Here is a 17,720-nt window from a genome sequence, read left to right on the forward strand (position 1 = left end):
CTTGATGCCGCGTCTTTCCGGGCGGCCGCGGGCACCGGCGCTGCTGGTGCTCGCGGCCGCCGTCGTGGTGGCTGCGACCCTGCTGCCACTGCTCTACCTGGCACAACGCGCCAATGAACGCGGCCTGGATTTCATCGTCCATGAGCTGATCCAACCGCGCACCGCGGCGTTGGTGTGGCGCTCGATGCTGCTGGTCATCGTGGTGACCGTGGCGTGTGTGGTGCTCGGTGTCGGGTTCGCGACGCTGATCAACCGCACCGATCTGCCGGGACGCCGGGTGTTGACCGTGCTGTTGACGCTGCCCCTGGCGATGCCGAGCTACCTGCTCGGCTACCTGTGGGTCTCTGCGGCCCCTCAGGTGGTCGGCTTCTGGGGCGCCTGCCTGGTGCTCACCCTGGTCAGTTATCCGTTGGTGATGATGACCACGATGGCCGCGGTGTCGAGGGTCGACCCGGCCCAGGAAGAGGTGGCCAGGTCGCTTGGCCACAACGGCTTCGCCGTGCTGTTCCGGGTGACGTTGCGCCAGGCCCGCGCCGCCATCGCGGCGGGTGCTCTGCTGGTGGCGTTGTACGTGCTCAGCGACTTCGGCGCCGTCGCCGCCATGCGGTACGAGGCCTTCACGTGGGTGATCTTCGGGGCGTACCGATCCGGGTTCAACCCCGCGCGCGCCGCCGTGCTGTCGTTGGTGCTCCTGGTCTTCGCCGTCGCGCTCGTCCTCGCTGAGCACCGCGCCCGCGGTCGGGCCGCGGCGTCGCGGATCGGGTCCGGTGCGCCACGACCGGCCCCGGTGAACAAGCTCGGCCGGTGGCGTGCGGTGGCACTGCTACCCGCGGTCGTCGTCCTGTTCGCGGCCCTCGTCGTCCCGTTCGTGGAGTTGACCGGCTGGTTGATCGCGGGCGGAGTCCGCTGGGACCGGGAACGCTGGTTCGATGCTCTGACGTCGACGATCTGGCTGTCAGTGGGTGCTGCGGTGGTCTGCACCCTGGCCGCCATGCCGCTCGGGGTGCTGGCCGCCCGCTACCGCACCCGAGCCACCCGCATGCTCGAAGGCGCCGGCTACATCTCGCACGGTCTGCCGTCGATCGTTGTCGCCATCGCCATGGTTTCGGTGGGCGTGTTGTTGCTGCGCCCCATCTACCAGCGCGAGCCCCTGTTGATCCTGGCGTACGCGGTACTGTTCATTCCGCTCGCGGTGGGGTCGATCCGATCAGCGGTGGAGTCGGCACCGATACGTCTCGAAGAAGTGGCTCGCTCCCTCGGACGGGGACCGTTGCGGGCTTTCCTCACCGTGACCGCCCGGGGCGCCGCTCCCGGCATCGCGGCGGGTGCCGCCCTGGTGTTGTTGACGTGCATGAAGGAGTTGCCGGTGACGCTGCTACTTCGTCCGACCGGCACGGACACGTTGGCCACCCGACTGTGGGCGAACAGCTTTGTCAGCGACTACTCCGCGGCCGCGCCGTACGCCGCAGCCCTGGTGGTGTTCGCCGCCGTTCCGACCGCGATCCTCGGTCTGTGGAGCGCCAACCTCGTCAGCCAGGTCCGCAGTGACTGACCGAACCGCCGACGTCGACATCATCGGCGTGCGCAAGGCTTTTGGTGAGCACACGGTGCTGCGAGGGTTGGACCTCGAGATGCCGTCGAGCACCATCACCGCAGTCCTGGGGCCATCGGGTTGCGGCAAGACGACGCTGCTTCGGATCCTTGCCGGATTCGAGGAGCCCGAAGCCGGCACCGTGCGCATCGGCGGGGAGGTCGTCGTGCGCAAGACCCCGGACGAACCCGGGATCGTGATCCCCGCACACCGGCGCCGGGTCGGCCTGATGCCGCAGGAAGGCGCCCTGTTCCCGCATCTGAGCGTCGGCGGCAACATCACCTTCGGGCTCGATCGGAGCCGTCGCGCCGAGTCGGCCGCCCTGGTGGGCCACTGGTTGGAGGTGGTCGGGCTCGAGGGCCTGGCCGACGCCCGCCCCCACGAACTCTCCGGCGGTCAGCAGCAACGGGTCGCGCTGGCGCGGGCGCTGGCCGCCGAGCCACGGGTGCTGCTGCTCGACGAACCGTTCGCCGCGCTCGATGCGGGGTTGCGCGAGCGGGTCCGGGAAGACATCGCCACCATCCTGCGGTCGGCCGGCACCACCGCGTTGCTGGTCACCCACGACCAGTCCGAGGCGCTCTCACTGGCCGACTCAGTGGCGCTGCTGATGGACGGCAACGTCACCCAGCACGGCACACCCGCCGAGTTGTATTCCCGCCCAACCACTCTGGCAGCAGCACGGTTCGTCGGTGCGACAGTCGAACTCACCGGCGAGGCCCGGAACGGCATGGTGCACACCGCACTCGGCGCACACCTCGCCAAGCTCCCGGTGCCCGACGGGCCTGCCGTGGTGGTGCTGCGCCCGGAGCATGTCCGGATCGCCGACGGCCGGTCCGACGGCGACTCCTGCGAAGCGACCGTCACCTCATATCGCTTCTACGGGTCGGAGACCGCAGTGCACATCGAACTCGATGACGGCACACCGCTGGTGCTGCGCAGCCCGGGCGAGATGTTCCTCAGCGCGGGGGAGCGGGTCCGGGTCACCGTCGACGACACCCTGCTGGCGTATCCGTCACCAACCGGTGGGCAGCGGGTGGCCCTCGGCGAAGCCGGCGGCTGACTGCACCCCGAGCACCACTTTCTCGTGCAGTTCGGCCAGCGTCGCCGCACCCACGTAGGTGCAGGTGCTGCGCACGCCCGAGGTGATGTGGTCCAGCAGATCCTCGACTCCGCCCCGAGACGGATCGAGGTTCATCTTGGAGGTCGAGATGCCCTCCTCGAAAAGCGCCTTGCGGGCGCGGTCGAACGCACTGTCGGCGCTGGTGCGTGCCGCGACGGCGCGCTTGGAGGCCATGCCGTAGCTCTCCTTGTACGGCTGCCCGTCGCGATCGCGCAGCAGATCCCCGGGCGACTCGTAGGTTCCGGCGAACCACGATCCGATCATCACGTTGGATGCACCCGCGGCCAGCGCGAGCGCCACATCACGCGGATGCCGCACACCACCGTCGGCCCATACGTGGCCGCCGAGTTGCTTTGCCGCCGTTGCACATTCGACCACTGCAGAGAACTGGGGCCGGCCGACGCCGGTCATCATCCGAGTGGTGCACATCGCTCCGGGGCCGACACCGACCTTGACGATCGAGGCGCCGGCATTCAGCAGATCGCGGGTGCCCTCGGCCGACACCACGTTGCCGGCCGCCAGCGGCAGGCCCAGGCCGAGCGAGGACACCGCTTTGACCGCGTCGATCATCTTGGCCTGGTGGCCGTGTGCGGTGTCGACGACGAGCACGTCGACACCGGCCTCGGCGAGTGCGGTGGCCTTCGCCGCGACATCGCCGTTGATCCCTACCGCCGCGGCGATCCGCAGGCGACCGGCCGCATCGACAGCAGGGTTGTAGATGCCGGCCCGAATCGCGCCGGTGCGGGTCAGGATTCCCGCGAGCGTGCCGTCGGGTTCGGTCATCAGAGCGACCCCTGAGGGCGCGTGCTCGAGAAGGTCGAAGACCTTGCGCGGGTCCGTTCCCAACGGTGCGGTGACGATGTCTGTGGCGGCGATATCGCGCACCCTGGTGAAGCGGTCGATGCCGGAACACGCCGACTCGGTGACCAGCCCGACGGGGCGGTTCTCGAACACCACCACCGCCGCACCGTGCGCACGTTTGTGGATCAGGGCGCAGGCGTCGGAGACCGAGGCCTCCGGCGACAACGTCACGGGCGTATCGGCCACCAGGTCGCGACTCTTGACGAAGTCGACGGTGTCCTTGACCGCTTGCATCGGAAGATCCTGCGGGAGCACGACGATGCCACCGCGGCGCGCGACGGTCTCGGCCATCCGGCGACCGGCCACCGCCGTCATGTTCGCGACGACCACCGGGATGGTGGTGCCGGTCCCGTCCGACGTCGACAGGTCGACGTCGAACCGTGATGCGACGTCGCTGCGATTGGGCACGACGAAGACGTCGTTGTAGGTCAGCTCGTACGGCGGCTCGTGGCCGTCCAGAAACCTCATCGTGGCACTGCGCCTCTCAGGCCGACCGCGGTCAGGCCTCGACCTCGCTGCGATCCCCGCTCCACAGCGTGTGGAACCTCTTGGCCGGATCGGTGTCGATCCGACCGTAGGTGTGTGCGCCGAAGAAATCGCGCAGCCCCTGGGTCAGGGCCGCCGGCAGCCGCTCGGTGCGCAGCCCGTCGTAGTACGACAGCGCCGAACTGAACCCGGGGATCGGGATGCCCAACTCGGTGGCCTTGACGACCACGCGACGCCAGCTGTCGATGGCGTTCTCGATCGCGGCACGGAAGTACGGATCGACGATCAGGCTCGGCAGGTCTGGGTCGTTGTCGAACGCGTCCTTGATCCTGTTGAGGAACTTGGCGCGGATGATGCAGCCGCCGCGCCAGATGGTCGCCATGTCGCCGGGGGTGATGCCCCAGTCGTACTCGGCCGAGCCTGCCTGGATCTGGTTGAACCCCTGGGCATAGGCGATGATCTTCGATGCGTACAGGGCCTGGCGGATGTCCTCGGTGAATTGCGCGGCGTCGGAGGGCTTCTGGCCGAGATCACCTGAAGCGAGTCCGGTGGTCGCCTTGCGCTGGGCCACCGAACCCGACAGCGCGCGGGCGAATACCGCCTCGGCAATCCCGGTGACGGGCACTCCCAGGTCGAGAGCGGACTTCACCGTCCACCGGCCGGTGCCCTTCTGCTCGGCTTCATCGAGGATCAGGTCGACCAGCGGCTTGCCGGTCTTGGCGTCGGTCTGGCGCAGGACCTCCGCGGTGATCTCCACCAGGAAGCTGTCGAGGTCACCGGAGTTCCACTCCTCGAAGACGTCGGCGATCTCGGGCGCGGACTTACCCAGGCCATCGCGCAGCAGCTGGTAGGCCTCGCCGATCAACTGCATGTCGGAGTATTCGATGCCGTTGTGCACCATCTTGACGAAATGGCCTGCGCCGTCGGGTCCGATGTGGGTGCAGCAGGGCACACCGTCGACATGCGCCGAGATCTCCTCGAGCAGCGGACCCAGGCTCTCGTAGGACTCGGCGGGCCCGCCCGGCATGATCGACGGCCCGTTGAGCGCGCCCTCCTCGCCGCCGGAGATGCCCGCGCCCACGAAGTGCAGGCCGCGGGCACGAATCGCCTTCTCGCGACGGATGGTGTCGGTGTAGAGGGCGTTGCCGCCGTCGATGATGATGTCGCCTTCCTCCATCGCGTCGGCGAGCTCGTCGATCACGGCGTCGGTCGGGTCGCCGGCCTTCACCATGATCAAGACACGTCGCGGCTTCTCAAGCGCGGCAAGGAATTCCGGGATCGTCTCGCTGCGGACGAAGTCACCGTCGGAGCCGTGCTCGGCCAGCAGCGCGTCGGTCTTGGCGATCGAGCGGTTGTGCAGCGCCACCGTGTACCCGTGTTTGGCGAAGTTACGGGCGATGTTCGATCCCATGACGGCAAGACCGGTGACACCGATCTGCGCGGTGGCGGGGGACTGCGACGAGCTCATAGACGAAACCCTTTCGATGTCTTGTGGCGGCACAGCTTCTCAGTCATCAAACACCCAGTGTGTTCCGGGCGCTCAGGCAAGGAACAGCCGATGGAGCTCGGTCAACCACGGAACCGCCAACGCGACGGTCGGGATGACGAGCACAGCTGCCGCGGCGACGTAGGCACCGACCGCGAGGCTCAGACTGTTGGGCCTGCCCGCGAGCCGGCGCACCCGCACCACCGTCGTCGGCCCACCTGCGGCCAGGGCCCCACGGGGCGTACGCCCGGAGGCGCAGGCGACCAGCGCGCGCGCCAGCGGGGTGGGTCCTGCGGTGCGCACCGCGGAGTCGTCGGCCAGCAGTTCGATCAGCAGACGCACGGCGTCGAGCGCATTGGCGCTGCGGACGAATCGGGGAAACGCGGCGTGCACCGCTGTGAACATCTCCAGAACGAGGTCGTGACGGGCGCGCAGGTGGGCGTGCTCGTGCGCAAGGATCGCGGTGATCTCGCTGCCCGACAGCGTGTTCAGCACGCCCTCGCTGACGACGACGCGGCTGCGGACCCCGGGCAGGCAGTACGCAAGCGGCTCGGCGACGTCGAGGATCCGCAGTTCGCCTCCGTTGAGCGGACGCGGGTGATGGCCACACAGCTGCGACGTGGTGACGTGTGATGAGCCGACGAGATCAACCACCATCCGGTGGCGGGCGCGGCGGCGGCGGGTGGCGATCGCGACGTTGACCACCGAGGCGATCAGCCGGGCACCGATCATCAGCGTGAGGGCGAAGACGAACACGTAGGCCGCCCACAGCGGCCACCCGAGAACGGCGATCTCACTGGTGAATGTCGCGGTGGGGCGTCCGTCCTCGCCCGGCACGAACAGCCGACTGGCGATGGCGATTCCGGCGGAGAATGCCGACAGGACCGCGGCCAACGCGATGGACTGCCACAGCACGATGGCCGCCCGCGGTGCGCGCAGTGGCCAGCTCGCTCGCGCCAGCATCGCGGGCACCGGCCCCGACAGGAGCAGAGCAACGATGGTGAAGGCCAGCGCGGACACGCTGTAAGTCTCTCTCAGGCGGTACCCGCACCGCCAGCGGGTGGGTTGTGACGTTCTTTGTCTTCGAGTTCGGCCAGCGCACGGCGTAGTGCGGCGGCCTCGTCGGCCCCGACGCGCTCGACAAAATGCACCAGGGCGGCCTCCCGGCTGCCCGAGTCGGCGGCCTGGTCGAGTGCGTCGACCATCAGCCCGGCTACCAACTCGTCGCGACCATGCGTCGGCGCGTAGCGGTGTGCCCGATCGTCGCGGTGTTGAACGACAAGATTTTTCTTGGCCAGCCGCTGGAGCACGGTCATGATCGTCGTGTAGGCGAGGTCGCGATGCGCTGCGAGCGCTTCGTGCACCTGGCGCACAGTTTGCGGCTCGTTCGAGGACCACAAGTGGTCCATCACAGATCGCTCAAGCTCCCCGAGCCGTGTCACCTTGGCCATCTTTCGTCCATCTCCTACCGGCTGTAGCTCAAAGCGTACTACGCGGCTACTACCGCGTGTCGTATCACTTCCGTGGCTACCCGTTTCATACCCGTCACCGGGACAACCGATGCCAACGCATCCGCGTTCACCGGCCGTCTCATCGAGGCTTGTGAGTCCAGTCACAGCGGGTAGCTCCTTCGACGCGTCGCACTATAGTAAGGCTAACCTAACTCAGATTGGAGGTGTCATGACTGTCGCCATCGAGGATCCGCTCATCGCGGGCATGGCGGTCCGGCGCACGCTGCCGATACACGAGTCCAGCCGGCGACTCCGGGAGTTGTATCGCGAATGCCCCCGCGTCTACGGCGTGGCAGTGATGGGCGATCTGTCCCGCCGGCGTTGGTGGCCACTGGCAGAGATCATGACCACCGACCGGCTTCAGACGATGTTCGACGCGGGCGTCGCCGAAACCGAAAGTCACGCTGCCGTGGCTCAACAACTCGCCGCCACCTTCGCCCACGTCGTCGTCGGTCGCGTGATACCGCTCCTGGTGCTCGAGGGACGCGCCTGGGATACCGGTCTGGAGAACCTCTGGGTGCACGTCGACTCCGAAGGCGCGATCGACTGGGTCGGCGTGGTCGATCCGACGGTTCGCGGCCTACCTGATGACCCGTTCTTCTACAACCGATCCTCGACGGGCGTAGCCAGGTCGGCACAGGACGGAATCGTTGCGCTGCCCAGCGAGGCGGCGTTGACGACATGGATCGCCCATCGCAGTCACCGCGCCCTGAGCCCGTTGTTCTCAAAGCTCGCAACGGTCAGCGGAGGCGCGATGACAGTGGCGTCGATGTGGCACATCGTCGGCGGATCCGTTGTGGGCGCGTCGACGCAGATCCCGCTGCTCGCCGGGTCGAGTGAGGTCGTCAGCATGCGCCGCGGACAAGCCGTGCTGGACGCCTTCGTGGGATTCGGGCTCCCGGTACGCGGCACGTCGCGCATGCTGTCCGGGAAGGTCTTGCTTAATTAGGGCAGCCTTGCCTATTCTCTAGGCGGTGGGAAGAGTTGTCGGAAACCACCGGACCGCGCCGGAGTCCTGAGGGCTGCAGAGACCCCCGGTCCACACGAAGGACGGGCCCCACGCTCTGCGTGGGGCCCGTCCGCTTGTGCCGATGTCGCCCTCGACCCCCACCGGTGACAGCGACTCGGCGGGGTGTAGACACGAGCCGTGACGACTGAGCTTCCCGAAGGCCTGGGCAACGGATTCGACCGCGAGCTCGGAGTGAGCTATCTCGAGGTCACCCCAGAGGGGGGTCGAGCGCAGCTCGAGATCACCGACAAACTTCTCCAGCCGTACGGGATCGTGCACGGTGGCGTGTACTGCTCGATCGTCGAAAGCCTGGCCAGTGTCTCGGGTGCCGTCTGGCTTTCGGCCAACGGCGGCGGCAACGTCGTCGGCGTCAACAACAACACCGACTTCCTGCGCGCCATCGGTTCCGGCTCAGTGGTGACCGCGGTGTCGACACCGATCCACCGGGGAAGGCGCCAGCAGCTGTGGCTGATCACCATCACCGACGCCCAGGACCGCCTCGTGGCACGCGGGCAGGTGCGGCTACAGAACCTGCCCCCCGAGTAGCGCCGGCGCAGCTGCGCTGCTGACTGCCCCGCTCCGTGGCAGTATCGCCAACTATGCGTTTGACCCCGCATGAACAAGAACGGCTGCTGCTCTCCTATGCAGCGGAACTCGCCCGTCGACGCCAGGCACGCGGCCTGAAGCTCAACCACCCCGAAGCGATCGCAATCATCACCGACCACGTCCTCGAAGGCGCTCGCGACGGCCGCACCGTGGCGGAGCTGATGGTCAGCGGCCAGTCGGTGCTCGGTCGCGACGACGTGATGGACGGTGTGCCCGAGATGCTCGACGACGTCCAGGTGGAGGCGACGTTCCCGGACGGCACCAAGCTCGTCACAGTCCACCACCCGATCACGTGAGCGATCGCCCTAAGAGCAGGAGGTTGGCACGGTGATTCCTGGTGAGATCGTCTACGGCGAAGGCGACATCGAGATCAACGAAGGCGCGGCCCGACTGGAGTTGGACGTCGTCAACACCGGTGACCGGCCCGTTCAGGTCGGCAGCCACGTACATGTGCCGCAGGCCAATGGCGCCCTGGAGTTCGACCGGTCGGCTGCGCACGGCCACCGGTTCGACATCCCGGCCGGTACCGCGATCAGATTCGAGCCCGGGGTGGCACAGCGCGTCCGACTTGTTCCGCTCGCCGGCACCCGCGAGGTGCACGGCCTGAGCCTGAACCCCCCGGGAAGATTGGACCAGAACTGATGACTGCGCTGTCCCGATCCCGCTACGGAGCACTCTTCGGTCCGACCACCGGTGACCGAATCCGCCTCGCCGACACCGACCTGTTCGTCGAGATCACCGAGGACCGCAGCGGCGGACCCGGCCTGGCCGGCGACGAGGCGGTGTTCGGCGGCGGGAAGGTGCTGCGCGAGTCGATGGGACAGTCGCGTGCGACACGCGCCGACGGCGCCCCGGACACCGTCATCACCGGTGCGGTGATCCTCGACTACTGGGGAATCATCAAGGCCGACATCGGTATTCGCGACGGCCGCATCACCGCGATCGGCAAAGCCGGCAACCCCGAGATCATGTCGGGCGTGCACCCTGACCTGGTCGTAGGCCCGTCGACCGAGATCATCGCCGGCAACGGCCGGATTCTCACCGCCGGCGCCATCGACTGTCACGTGCACCTGATCTGTCCGCAGATCATGGAGGAGGCCCTCGGCGGAGGCATCACCACCATCGTCGCGGGGGGAACCGGACCGGCCGAGGGCAGCAAGGCCACCACCGTCACCCCTGGATCGTGGCACCTGGCGCGGATGCTCGAGGCGCTCGACTCGTGGCCGATGAACATCGCACTGCTCGGCAAGGGCAACACCGTCAGCTCCGAGGCGATGTGGGAGCAATTACGCGGCGGTGCTGCGGGTTTCAAGCTGCACGAGGACTGGGGTACCACTCCCGCCGCGATCGACGCCTGCCTCACCGTGAGCGAGGCCGCGGGGGTGCAGGCCAACATCCACACCGACACCCTCAACGAGGCCGGCTTCGTCGAGGACACTCTGGCCGCGATCAAGGGTCGTTCGATCCACGCCTACCACACCGAGGGCGCCGGAGGCGGACACGCACCCGACATCATCACCGTGGCGGGCCGGCCGAACGTTCTGCCGAGTTCGACCAACCCGACCCGGCCGCACACCGTCAACACCCTCGATGAACACCTCGACATGCTGATGGTCTGCCATCACCTCAATCCCAGTGTCCCGGAGGATCTCTCGTTCGCGGAGAGCCGGATCAGGCCGTCGACGATCGCTGCCGAAGACCTGCTACACGACATCGGGGCGATCTCGATGATCGGCAGTGACGCCCAGGCGATGGGACGCATCGGCGAGGTGGTGATGCGGACCTGGCAGACGGCGCACGTGATGAAGCGGCGGCGCGGCTTCCTGGCCGGCGATACCGCCGCCGACAACAACCGCGCGCAACGCTACGTCGCCAAGTACACGATCTGTCCGGCCGTCGCACACGGACTCGATCACGAGGTCGGTTCGGTCGAGGTCGGCAAGTTGGCCGATCTGGTGCTCTGGGAGCCCGCCTTCTTCGGAGTGCGACCGCACGCCGTGATCAAAGGCGGCATGATCGCGTGGGCGGCGATGGGGGACGCGAACGCCTCCATCCCGACGCCACAGCCGGTGCTACCCCGGCCGATGTTCGGCGCCGCCCCCGCGGCGGCAGCCGCCACCTCGGTGCATTTCGTCTCGCCGCAGGCGGTCGAGGACGGGCTGGCCGATCGGATCGCGGTCAACCGCAGACTCGTCGCGGTCGGCAATGTGCGGTCGGTGGGTAAGGCCCAGATGCCGCTCAACGATGCGACACCGGACATCGAGGTGGATCCGGACACGTTCACGGTGCGCATCGACGGCGAGGTCTGGCAGGAACAACCTGCTGCCGAACTGCCCATGGCGCAGAGGTACTTCCTTTTCTGATGTCGAACCTGACCACGCTGCTGACATTGGCCGACTCCCGGCTTCCAACCGGGGGGCACGTGCACTCCGGAGGGGTCGAGGAGGCGGTCACCAGCGGTCTGGTTGTTGATCTGGGGACCTTGCTCGCATTCCTGCGCCGCCGGATCAGGACCCACGCCCTGGTCACCGCATCGGTGGCGGCCGCGGTGCACACCGGGGTGTTGAGTGCTGACGAGGGCGGGAGCGGCGACCGCGAAACCGACGCGCGCACACCGGCTCCCGCGGCCCGCCAAGCCTCCCGCGCACAGGGCCGGGGACTGGTTCGGCTGGCCCGTCGGGTCTGGCCGGACACCGGCTGGGATGCGCTCGGCCGCACGCCGCATCTCGCGGTGGCCGCGGGGGCTGTGGGTGCTGCGAGCGGCCTGGCCCCCGAACACACCGCGTTGTCCGTGGTCTATACGACGATGACCGGTTCGGCGACTGCCGCGCAGCGGTTGCTCGCACTGGACCCCGGCGATGTCGCGGCGGTGACCTTCGGACTGTCACAGCTGTGCGAAGAGACCGCCGCCGAAGCGTCCAAGGAACTCGCCGACCTGTCCGACCCGCTGCTGGATGTTCTCGCGCAGCGCCACATCGAACGCGATCGACCGTTGTTCGCCTCTTAGAGAAGGTCTTGGTATGCCCCCACATTTCCTTGACGGCCAGCCGCACGGCCACGCCGATCGCCCCCGCCGCGAGCGCCGACCAGGGGAGCCGCTGCGCATCGGCGTCGGCGGTCCCGTCGGCTCCGGCAAGACCGCTCTGGTTGCCGCCCTGTGCCGTCAGCTTCGTGACGAGCTGTCGCTCGCGGTGCTGACCAACGACATCTACACCACCGAGGACGCGGATTTCCTTCGCCGCAACGCGGTGCTGCCCGATGACCGCATCGCTGCGGTGCAGACGGGTGGCTGCCCGCACACCGCGATCCGCGACGACATCACCGCCAACCTGGACGCCATCGACGACCTCGTGGCCGCCCACGACGAACTCGACCTCATCCTGGTGGAATCAGGCGGCGACAACCTCACGGCGACGTTCTCCTCCGGGCTGGTGGATGTCCAGATCTTCGTCATCGACGTCGCCGGAGGGGACAAGGTGCCCCGTAAGGGCGGGCCGGGTGTCACCTTCTCGGATCTGTTGGTGGTCAACAAGACCGACCTCGCACCGATGGTCGGCGCCGACCTCGAGGTGATGCGCCGCGACGCGGCGACAGTGAGAGGTGAACGCCCCACGGTGCTGATCTCGCTGACCGCCGACCCGGCCGCCACCGCGGTCCTCGGGTGGGTGCGCGAACAACTCGAAGTCGCCCCGGCGCTCTAGATGCGATCCGATGTCGTGATCGTTGCGCGGCCGCACCGCTCACCGCGCATCGAGTGCAGCGGCGGACTCGCGGCCCGTCGCACCGAAGCTGACACGGTCCATCTGGTCTCGGCGGCTGCGACGCCGCTGGGCGGAGACTCGATCCGGATCCGGCTCGTGGTGGAGCCCGGAGCTCGCCTGAAGCTCCGCACTGTGGCAGCGACGGTGGTGCTGCCCGGACCGAACACTCTCGAATCGCATGCGATCTGGACGCTGGAGGTCGGGGGGGAGCTGGACCTAGAACCGCAACCCACCGTCGTCGCCGCCACCTCGCGGCACTACGTCGCCACCCGCCTGGAGGTTGCCGACGGCGCCGACGTCAGGATCGTTGAGCGCGTACAGATCGGCAGAAGCGGTGAGCGCCAAGGCTTCTGGTCGGGATCCCTACATGCCGACGTAGGCGGGCAACCACTGCTGCGACATCGGATCGAGCTCGGCGACGGGTCGATCACCGACGACGCGATCGCCGCACCACGAGCGTGTGTCAGCGAGCTTCACTACCCACACAGCGCGGTGCAGACCACCGGAACGACGCTGGCGTTGGCCGGCGGAGGGTGCCTGTCCACCTGGCAGGGCGACACACTGTGAACTAGCTCGCGGCTCTTTCGGTGTCCTGCACGGACGCCGCGATCTCCTCGAGTTCCTCGATCCGGGTCCTTGCGTACGCCTGCTGCTCGGTGATGGTCAGCTGGCCGCGGTTTCGTCCCAGGAACGTCACGGTCCACGACAGCATGGTGACGATCTTGGTCTTGAAGCCCACCAGGTAGATCAAGTGCAGGAACAACCAGGCCAACCAGGCGATGAAGCCGCCGAACTCCAACGGCCCGATCTTGGCGACCGCATTGAACTTCGACACCGTGGCCATCGAGCCCTTGTCGAAATAGCTGAAAGGTTCACGCTGGGCCGGGTCGGCACCCTTGAGGCCGGACATGATCGCCTTCGCGGCATACTTCCCGCCCTGGATCGCACCCTGCGCCATACCGGGGACCCCTTCGACCGCCGCCATGTCACCGACGACGAACACGTCAGGGTTGCCGGGGACCGACAGATCGGGCAGCACCTTCACCCGGCCCGCCCGGTCGAGTTCCACGCCTGACTGGTTGGCCAGGTCGCGCCCGAGCGGGCTGGCGGACACACCGGCCGACCACACCTTCGTGGCCGACTCGATGCGACGGAGCGAGCCGTCGGGGTTCTTGACAGTGATGCCGTTGCGGTCGACATCGGTGACCATGGCGTTGAGCTGTATCTCGACGCCCATCTTCTCCAACCGGGCCTGCGCCTTCTTGCCGAGCTTCTCACCCATCGGGGGGAGCACCGCCGGCGCCGCGTCGAGCAGGATGACCCGGGCCTTGGTCGAATCGATGTGGCGAAAGGCGCCCTTGAGCGTGTGGTCTGCGAGTTCGGCGATCTGACCGGCCATCTCCACACCCGTCGGACCTGCACCGACAACGACGAACGTTAGGAGCTTCTCGCGTCGGGCCGGGTCGCTGGACCGCTCGGCCTGCTCGAACGCCCCGAGAATGCGGCCGCGGAGTTCGAGCGCGTCGTCGATGGACTTCATGCCGGGCGCGAACTCGGCGAAGTGGTCGTTGCCGAAGTAGGACTGGCCTGCGCCCGCGGCGATGACCAGGCTGTCGTACGGCGTCACGTAGGTGTGCCCGAGCAGTTCGGAGCGGACGGTCTTGGTCTTCAGATCGACATGCGTGACGTCGCCGAGCAACACCTGCGCGTTCTTCTGGTTGCGCAAGATGACCCGCGTCGCCGGGGCGATCTCGCCCTCGGAGATGATGCCGGTCGCGACCTGGTACAGCAGCGGCTGGAACAGGTGGTGGGTGGTGCGGGCGATCATCTTGATGTCGACGTCTGCCCTCTTCAGGGTCTTGGCCGCGGTCAGCCCACCAAATCCCGATCCGATGATGACCACTTTGTGCCGATCCGACACCGTGGCTCCGGGATGGCTCATCATTACTCCTTGGCGGATTACCTGTTCAGTACAACGAATACGTTAGCCGCCACGCTTCCGGTGGGCGCGGTGAGATGGCCCACCGGGCATACCGTCAGCCGGCCACCAGCGGCTTGAGCGCTTCTCCCAGCGCCGTGATCTGACCCGGCTGGTACCCGACGGTCTGCGTGGGCACGAAGACGATGACGCCGTCGATGCCCGCGTCCAAGACCTTGGTCTTGATCTGATCGGCGATCTGGTCGACGCTTCCGACGACCATTCGCTGCTTGAAGTCGTCGGGGATCATGTCGGGACTCATGTCACCGACCACTGCGCCGACCAGCATGCTGGTCTCCAGCGTGGCCGGGTCGCGGTCGATCTCCTCGCAGCGCTGCTTGACCACCGCGACCTTCTTGGCCAGCTCATCGAAGCCGGCGATGACGTTGAGGTGGTCGAAGTGCCGAGCGGCCAGCGGGATGGTCTTCTTCTCACCACTGCCGCCGATCATCAGCGGAATGTGTTCGCGGAAGCGGGGATTGGCCATGGCATTCTCAGTGCGGTAGTACTTCCCGGAAAATGTGGGGTGTTCGCCCTTGATCATCGGCAGGATGATCTGCAGCGCCTCGCCGAGCTTGTTGAAACGGTCGGTGAAGGTACCGAACTCGTAACCGAGCTGGTCGTGCTCGAGTTCGAACCACCCGGTGCCGATACCGAGGATCGCCCTGCCCTGGCTGATCACGTCGAGCGTGGTGATCGACTTGGCCAGGTGCGTGGGATTTCGGTAGGTGTTGCCGGTGACCAGCGTGCCCAGTTGGACGTTCTCGGTGGATGCCGCCAACGCGCCGAGCGCGGTGTAGGCCTCCAGCATCGGCTGGTCCGGAGTGCCGATACCCGGCAGTTGGTAGAAGTGGTCCATCAGGAAGACCGAGTCGAACCCTGAGGTGTCCGCTTCGCGCGCCTGCGCGGTGACGGTGGGGAAGAGGTCGGCCACCTCACCCTGGCCGGATGCGCCGTAGGAGAAATTGTTGATCTGGAGTCCGAGTCGAATCGTCACGCTTCAAACCCTAACCATCCGACGCAGTGCGAGGTCGTCCGTTTCACCCGACGCGAAGGCCGGAATAATTCCGACGATCGAGCCGTTGGGGGGCGACGGCGATCAGCCGAACTTGGCCAACGCGCCATGGCTGACGTGCAGCGTCTGGCCGGTGATGTGGCGCGCGGCGGGGGTGGCGAGGAACAGCGACAGCCGGGCGATCTCGGTGCTGACCGACGCCGGCGTGGTCGCCAAGCCGTCGTAACCGGGTTCGACACCCCGACCGGCAGCCACCGCATTGACGGTGATGCCCCTGGTGCCGAAGTGATGCGCCTGTCCGGCGGTCCACTCGGAGACCGCAGCCTTGACGGCGGCGTCGGCTGAACCCTCGCTCGCGGGGTCCGGGATCACCGTGATCACCGAGCCTCCCGAGCGGAGGTGGTCACCGAGAACCTGCACTGTCAGCACGGCCGAGACCAGGGCGTTGTCGAAAATGCTGTGCCATTCGGTGACATGGTCGGCCAGCGTGTAGGTCCGCGGGTCGCCGCCGGTCCACTTCGGAACGGGGACGTTGACGATCGTGTCGAGGTGTGCGGGGAACTGCCCCTGCACCTGCGCGATCGAGGCGGGGTCGGTGTTGTCGAACACGATCACCCGGTCGGTGCTGACCTCGAGTTCCTTCGCGGTGACCTCGACGTCGTCGCGGCGACTACCTGCGATCACGACCGTGTGGCCGGCTTCGCAGAAGCTCTGGGCGACCGTGCGCCCCAGATCCGTATCGCATCCCGTGACCAGAACATCCATCGTCGGCCCCTCCTGTTGTGTTCGACGCTGAACGCCAGCGAGTGGGCCCGATGTTACTGGACAGTAGCTAGGCGGCGAAACTCGACGCGCCCGCGGTGGTGGCAGGCATTCGCCCGGCCGCGAGTAACGGCGGCGCCGACCGCCACGATCAAAGCAATGAAACGGCATCACCAAGGACTCTGCAGATCGGACGCCACCCCGCGCAACGCGCGGGGTCATTCTGCTGTCAGCAACTGATAAAAGGTGCTTCTGCCATAGCATTCAACGCCAACAGCAATGTCTCAATTTGACATCCAATGAGCAACTCACACTTGCGTCACGGCCGTAACACGGTAGTTTCTTCCACATGGTTCTGCCTGACGCAAATGATCACCGCCGTAAGAGTCGCCCGAAGTCGCTGGGGCTCGCAGCGCTGAGTGGTGCGTCGACCGCTGCGGTGATGGCAGCGTTGACCCTTCCCGGGATGGCACACGCTCAGCCCGCGCCGCCGCCACCCCCGCCGCCGCCTCCGGGCGTCGTCGAAGGCGCCCCGCCGCCCGCGAGCCCGGCGCCACCGCCGGCCGATCCCAATGCGCCGCCACCACCGCCGGCCGATCCGAACGCGCCGCCCCCGCCGCCGGCCGACCCCAACGCGCCGCCCCCGCCGCCGGCCGACCCCAACGCGCCGCCCCCGCCGCCGGCCGACCCCAACGCGCCGCCACCACCGCCGGCCGATCCGAACGCGGCGCCGGTTGATCCCAATGCGCCACCGCCGCCGCCGGCTCCCGAGCCCGGCCGCGTGGACAACGCCGCAGGCGGCTTCAGCTATGTCGTGCCCGCCGGCTGGGAGGTCTCCGACGCCACCCAGTTGTCGTACGGCCAAGCGCTGCTGACCAAGTTGCCTCCGGAAGGATCACCGCCCGACGCGCAGCCGCCCAACGACACCAGCGTGCTGCTCGGCAGGCTCGACCTGAAGCTGTTCGCCGGCGCCGAGACCGACAACACCAAGGCCGCTCAGCGGTTGGCCTCCGACATGGGCGAGTTCTTCATGCCCTTCCCCGGAACGCGGGTGAACCAGCAGACCGTGCCTCTGGAAGCCGGGGGGATGACCGGCGTCGCGTCGTACTACGAGGTCGAGTTCACCGACACCGCCAAGCCGAACGGCCAGATCTGGGCCGGCGTCGTCGGCGCGCCGACTGCTGCGGGGACGCCTCGTGGGCAGCGGGCACCCGAGCGGTGGTTCGTCGTGTGGCTGGGTACCGCGGCCAACCCGGTACCGCAGCAGGAAGCGGTGACCCTGGCCAGCTCGGTGCGGGCATGGACGCCTCCGCCTCCGCCCCCGCCCGCGGACCCGAACGCCCCGCCGCCGCCTCCGGATCCGAACGCTCCTCCTCCGGACCCGAACGCCCCGCCGCCGCGGCCCGAGGTCGGAGTGCCGGTTCCCGTCGATCCGAACACGGCCCCGGGGATGCTCCCGCCGGCATAGCCGACGGCCATCTGTGATCGTTTCCGTTTCGGTGGCCGGACCGTTACCCGTGAGGGGTATATCTGG

The 17,720-nt window shown here is 67.6% G+C and carries 18 protein-coding genes; 11 read left to right on the forward strand and 7 right to left on the reverse strand.

The window, feature by feature from the left end:
- The first annotated feature begins 4 nt into the window (after positions 1-4).
- Positions 5-1,552, forward strand: a complete 1,548-nt coding sequence (locus tag ABDC78_RS14835; RefSeq protein WP_178357271.1) for an ABC transporter permease subunit — start codon at positions 5-7, stop codon at positions 1,550-1,552.
- A complete protein-coding gene (locus ABDC78_RS14840) occupies positions 1,545-2,651 on the forward strand; it encodes an ABC transporter ATP-binding protein (protein WP_347133095.1) in 1,107 nt (368 codons plus the stop codon). Before ABDC78_RS14835 ends, ABDC78_RS14840 begins: the two co-directional genes overlap by 8 nt.
- On the opposite strand, the gene ABDC78_RS14845 is transcribed toward ABDC78_RS14840, so the two are convergent.
- From ABDC78_RS14845 to ABDC78_RS14860, 4 genes are all read right to left on the reverse strand, one after another.
- Positions 2,604-4,040, reverse strand: a complete 1,437-nt coding sequence (locus ABDC78_RS14845; RefSeq protein ID WP_178357270.1) for a GuaB1 family IMP dehydrogenase-related protein — start codon at positions 4,038-4,040, stop codon at positions 2,604-2,606. The genes ABDC78_RS14840 and ABDC78_RS14845 overlap by 48 nt on opposite strands.
- A gap of 31 nt (positions 4,041-4,071) precedes the next feature.
- Positions 4,072-5,526: an NADP-dependent phosphogluconate dehydrogenase gene (gndA, locus tag ABDC78_RS14850; protein WP_178357269.1), complete on the reverse strand. Its 1,455-nt coding sequence runs from the start codon at positions 5,524-5,526 to the stop codon at positions 4,072-4,074.
- A gap of 72 nt (positions 5,527-5,598) precedes the next feature.
- Positions 5,599-6,564 carry a M56 family metallopeptidase gene (locus ABDC78_RS14855; RefSeq protein ID WP_178357268.1) on the reverse strand — a complete coding sequence of 322 codons (966 nt, stop codon included), beginning with the start codon at positions 6,562-6,564 and terminating at the stop codon, positions 5,599-5,601.
- 14 nt (positions 6,565-6,578) lie between these two features.
- On the reverse strand, positions 6,579-6,995 hold the full coding sequence (locus ABDC78_RS14860) for a BlaI/MecI/CopY family transcriptional regulator (protein ID WP_178357267.1): 417 nt from the start codon (positions 6,993-6,995) through the stop codon (positions 6,579-6,581).
- Positions 6,996-7,224: 229 nt separating this feature from the next.
- On the opposite strand from ABDC78_RS14860, the gene ABDC78_RS14865 reads away from it, so the two are divergent.
- The 8 genes from ABDC78_RS14865 to ABDC78_RS14900 all read left to right on the forward strand — a co-directional run bounded on the left by ABDC78_RS14865 (position 7,225) and on the right by ABDC78_RS14900 (position 12,998).
- Positions 7,225-8,004, forward strand: a complete 780-nt coding sequence (locus ABDC78_RS14865) for an iron reductase (protein ID WP_178357266.1) — start codon at positions 7,225-7,227, stop codon at positions 8,002-8,004.
- Positions 8,005-8,202: 198 nt separating this feature from the next.
- On the forward strand, positions 8,203-8,610 hold the full coding sequence (locus tag ABDC78_RS14870; protein ID WP_178357265.1) for a PaaI family thioesterase: 408 nt from the start codon (positions 8,203-8,205) through the stop codon (positions 8,608-8,610).
- A 53-nt stretch (positions 8,611-8,663) separates the two neighbouring features.
- Entirely contained in the window at positions 8,664-8,966 is a 303-nt protein-coding gene (locus ABDC78_RS14875) for an urease subunit gamma (RefSeq protein WP_178357264.1), read from the forward strand.
- A 31-nt stretch (positions 8,967-8,997) separates the two neighbouring features.
- Positions 8,998-9,312, forward strand: coding sequence for an urease subunit beta (locus ABDC78_RS14880; protein WP_178357263.1), 315 nt, complete (start codon positions 8,998-9,000; stop codon positions 9,310-9,312).
- Positions 9,312-11,033, forward strand: coding sequence for an urease subunit alpha (locus tag ABDC78_RS14885; protein WP_178357262.1), 1,722 nt, complete (start codon positions 9,312-9,314; stop codon positions 11,031-11,033). The genes ABDC78_RS14880 and ABDC78_RS14885 overlap by 1 nt, the downstream gene beginning before the upstream one ends.
- Positions 11,033-11,677, forward strand: a complete 645-nt coding sequence (locus ABDC78_RS14890; RefSeq protein ID WP_178357261.1) for an urease accessory UreF family protein — start codon at positions 11,033-11,035, stop codon at positions 11,675-11,677. Before ABDC78_RS14885 ends, ABDC78_RS14890 begins: the two co-directional genes overlap by 1 nt.
- 13 nt (positions 11,678-11,690) lie before the next feature.
- The gene (gene ureG, locus ABDC78_RS14895) at positions 11,691-12,371 is read left to right on the forward strand and encodes an urease accessory protein UreG (protein WP_178357260.1); all 681 of its coding nucleotides are present in this window, start codon (positions 11,691-11,693) and stop codon (positions 12,369-12,371) included.
- A complete protein-coding gene (locus tag ABDC78_RS14900) occupies positions 12,372-12,998 on the forward strand; it encodes an urease accessory protein UreD (protein WP_178357259.1) in 627 nt (208 codons plus the stop codon).
- Between the two features lies 1 nt (position 12,999).
- On the opposite strand, the gene ABDC78_RS14905 is transcribed toward ABDC78_RS14900, so the two are convergent.
- From ABDC78_RS14905 to ABDC78_RS14915, 3 genes are all read right to left on the reverse strand, one after another.
- On the reverse strand, positions 13,000-14,373 hold the full coding sequence (locus ABDC78_RS14905) for an NAD(P)/FAD-dependent oxidoreductase (RefSeq protein ID WP_178357258.1): 1,374 nt from the start codon (positions 14,371-14,373) through the stop codon (positions 13,000-13,002).
- A gap of 94 nt (positions 14,374-14,467) precedes the next feature.
- The gene (locus ABDC78_RS14910) at positions 14,468-15,406 is read right to left on the reverse strand and encodes an LLM class F420-dependent oxidoreductase (protein WP_178357257.1); all 939 of its coding nucleotides are present in this window, start codon (positions 15,404-15,406) and stop codon (positions 14,468-14,470) included.
- A gap of 102 nt (positions 15,407-15,508) precedes the next feature.
- Positions 15,509-16,189, reverse strand: coding sequence for an SDR family oxidoreductase (locus ABDC78_RS14915; RefSeq protein ID WP_178357256.1), 681 nt, complete (start codon positions 16,187-16,189; stop codon positions 15,509-15,511).
- Positions 16,190-16,535: 346 nt separating this feature from the next.
- On the opposite strand from ABDC78_RS14915, the gene ABDC78_RS14920 reads away from it, so the two are divergent.
- On the forward strand, positions 16,536-17,654 hold the full coding sequence (locus tag ABDC78_RS14920) for an APA family fibronectin-binding glycoprotein (RefSeq protein WP_347133096.1): 1,119 nt from the start codon (positions 16,536-16,538) through the stop codon (positions 17,652-17,654).
- Positions 17,655-17,720 lie beyond the last annotated feature (66 nt).

Source organism: Mycobacterium sp. DL, assembly GCF_039729195.1.
Classification (GTDB): Bacteria; Actinomycetota; Actinomycetes; order Mycobacteriales; family Mycobacteriaceae; genus Mycobacterium; species Mycobacterium hippocampi_A.

What these genes read in the sequence shown, in the direction of transcription:
- ABDC78_RS14835 (WP_178357271.1), top strand. Translation starts at nt 5, where the DNA reads ATGCCGCGTCTTTCCGGGCGGCCGCGGGCACCGGCGCTGCTGGTGCTC.
- ABDC78_RS14845 (WP_178357270.1), bottom strand. Translation starts at nt 4,040, where the DNA reads ATGAGGTTTCTGGACGGCCACGAGCCGCCGTACGAGCTGACCTACAAC.
- gndA (WP_178357269.1), bottom strand. Translation starts at nt 5,526, where the DNA reads ATGAGCTCGTCGCAGTCCCCCGCCACCGCGCAGATCGGTGTCACCGGT.
- ABDC78_RS14860 (WP_178357267.1), bottom strand. Translation starts at nt 6,995, where the DNA reads ATGGCCAAGGTGACACGGCTCGGGGAGCTTGAGCGATCTGTGATGGAC.
- ABDC78_RS14865 (WP_178357266.1), top strand. Translation starts at nt 7,225, where the DNA reads ATGACTGTCGCCATCGAGGATCCGCTCATCGCGGGCATGGCGGTCCGG.
- ABDC78_RS14875 (WP_178357264.1), top strand. Translation starts at nt 8,664, where the DNA reads ATGCGTTTGACCCCGCATGAACAAGAACGGCTGCTGCTCTCCTATGCA.
- ABDC78_RS14885 (WP_178357262.1), top strand. Translation starts at nt 9,312, where the DNA reads ATGACTGCGCTGTCCCGATCCCGCTACGGAGCACTCTTCGGTCCGACC.
- ABDC78_RS14890 (WP_178357261.1), top strand. Translation starts at nt 11,033, where the DNA reads ATGTCGAACCTGACCACGCTGCTGACATTGGCCGACTCCCGGCTTCCA.
- ureG (WP_178357260.1), top strand. Translation starts at nt 11,691, where the DNA reads ATGCCCCCACATTTCCTTGACGGCCAGCCGCACGGCCACGCCGATCGC.
- ABDC78_RS14900 (WP_178357259.1), top strand. Translation starts at nt 12,372, where the DNA reads ATGCGATCCGATGTCGTGATCGTTGCGCGGCCGCACCGCTCACCGCGC.
- ABDC78_RS14905 (WP_178357258.1), bottom strand. Translation starts at nt 14,373, where the DNA reads ATGAGCCATCCCGGAGCCACGGTGTCGGATCGGCACAAAGTGGTCATC.
- ABDC78_RS14915 (WP_178357256.1), bottom strand. Translation starts at nt 16,189, where the DNA reads ATGGATGTTCTGGTCACGGGATGCGATACGGATCTGGGGCGCACGGTC.
- ABDC78_RS14920 (WP_347133096.1), top strand. Translation starts at nt 16,536, where the DNA reads ATGGTTCTGCCTGACGCAAATGATCACCGCCGTAAGAGTCGCCCGAAG.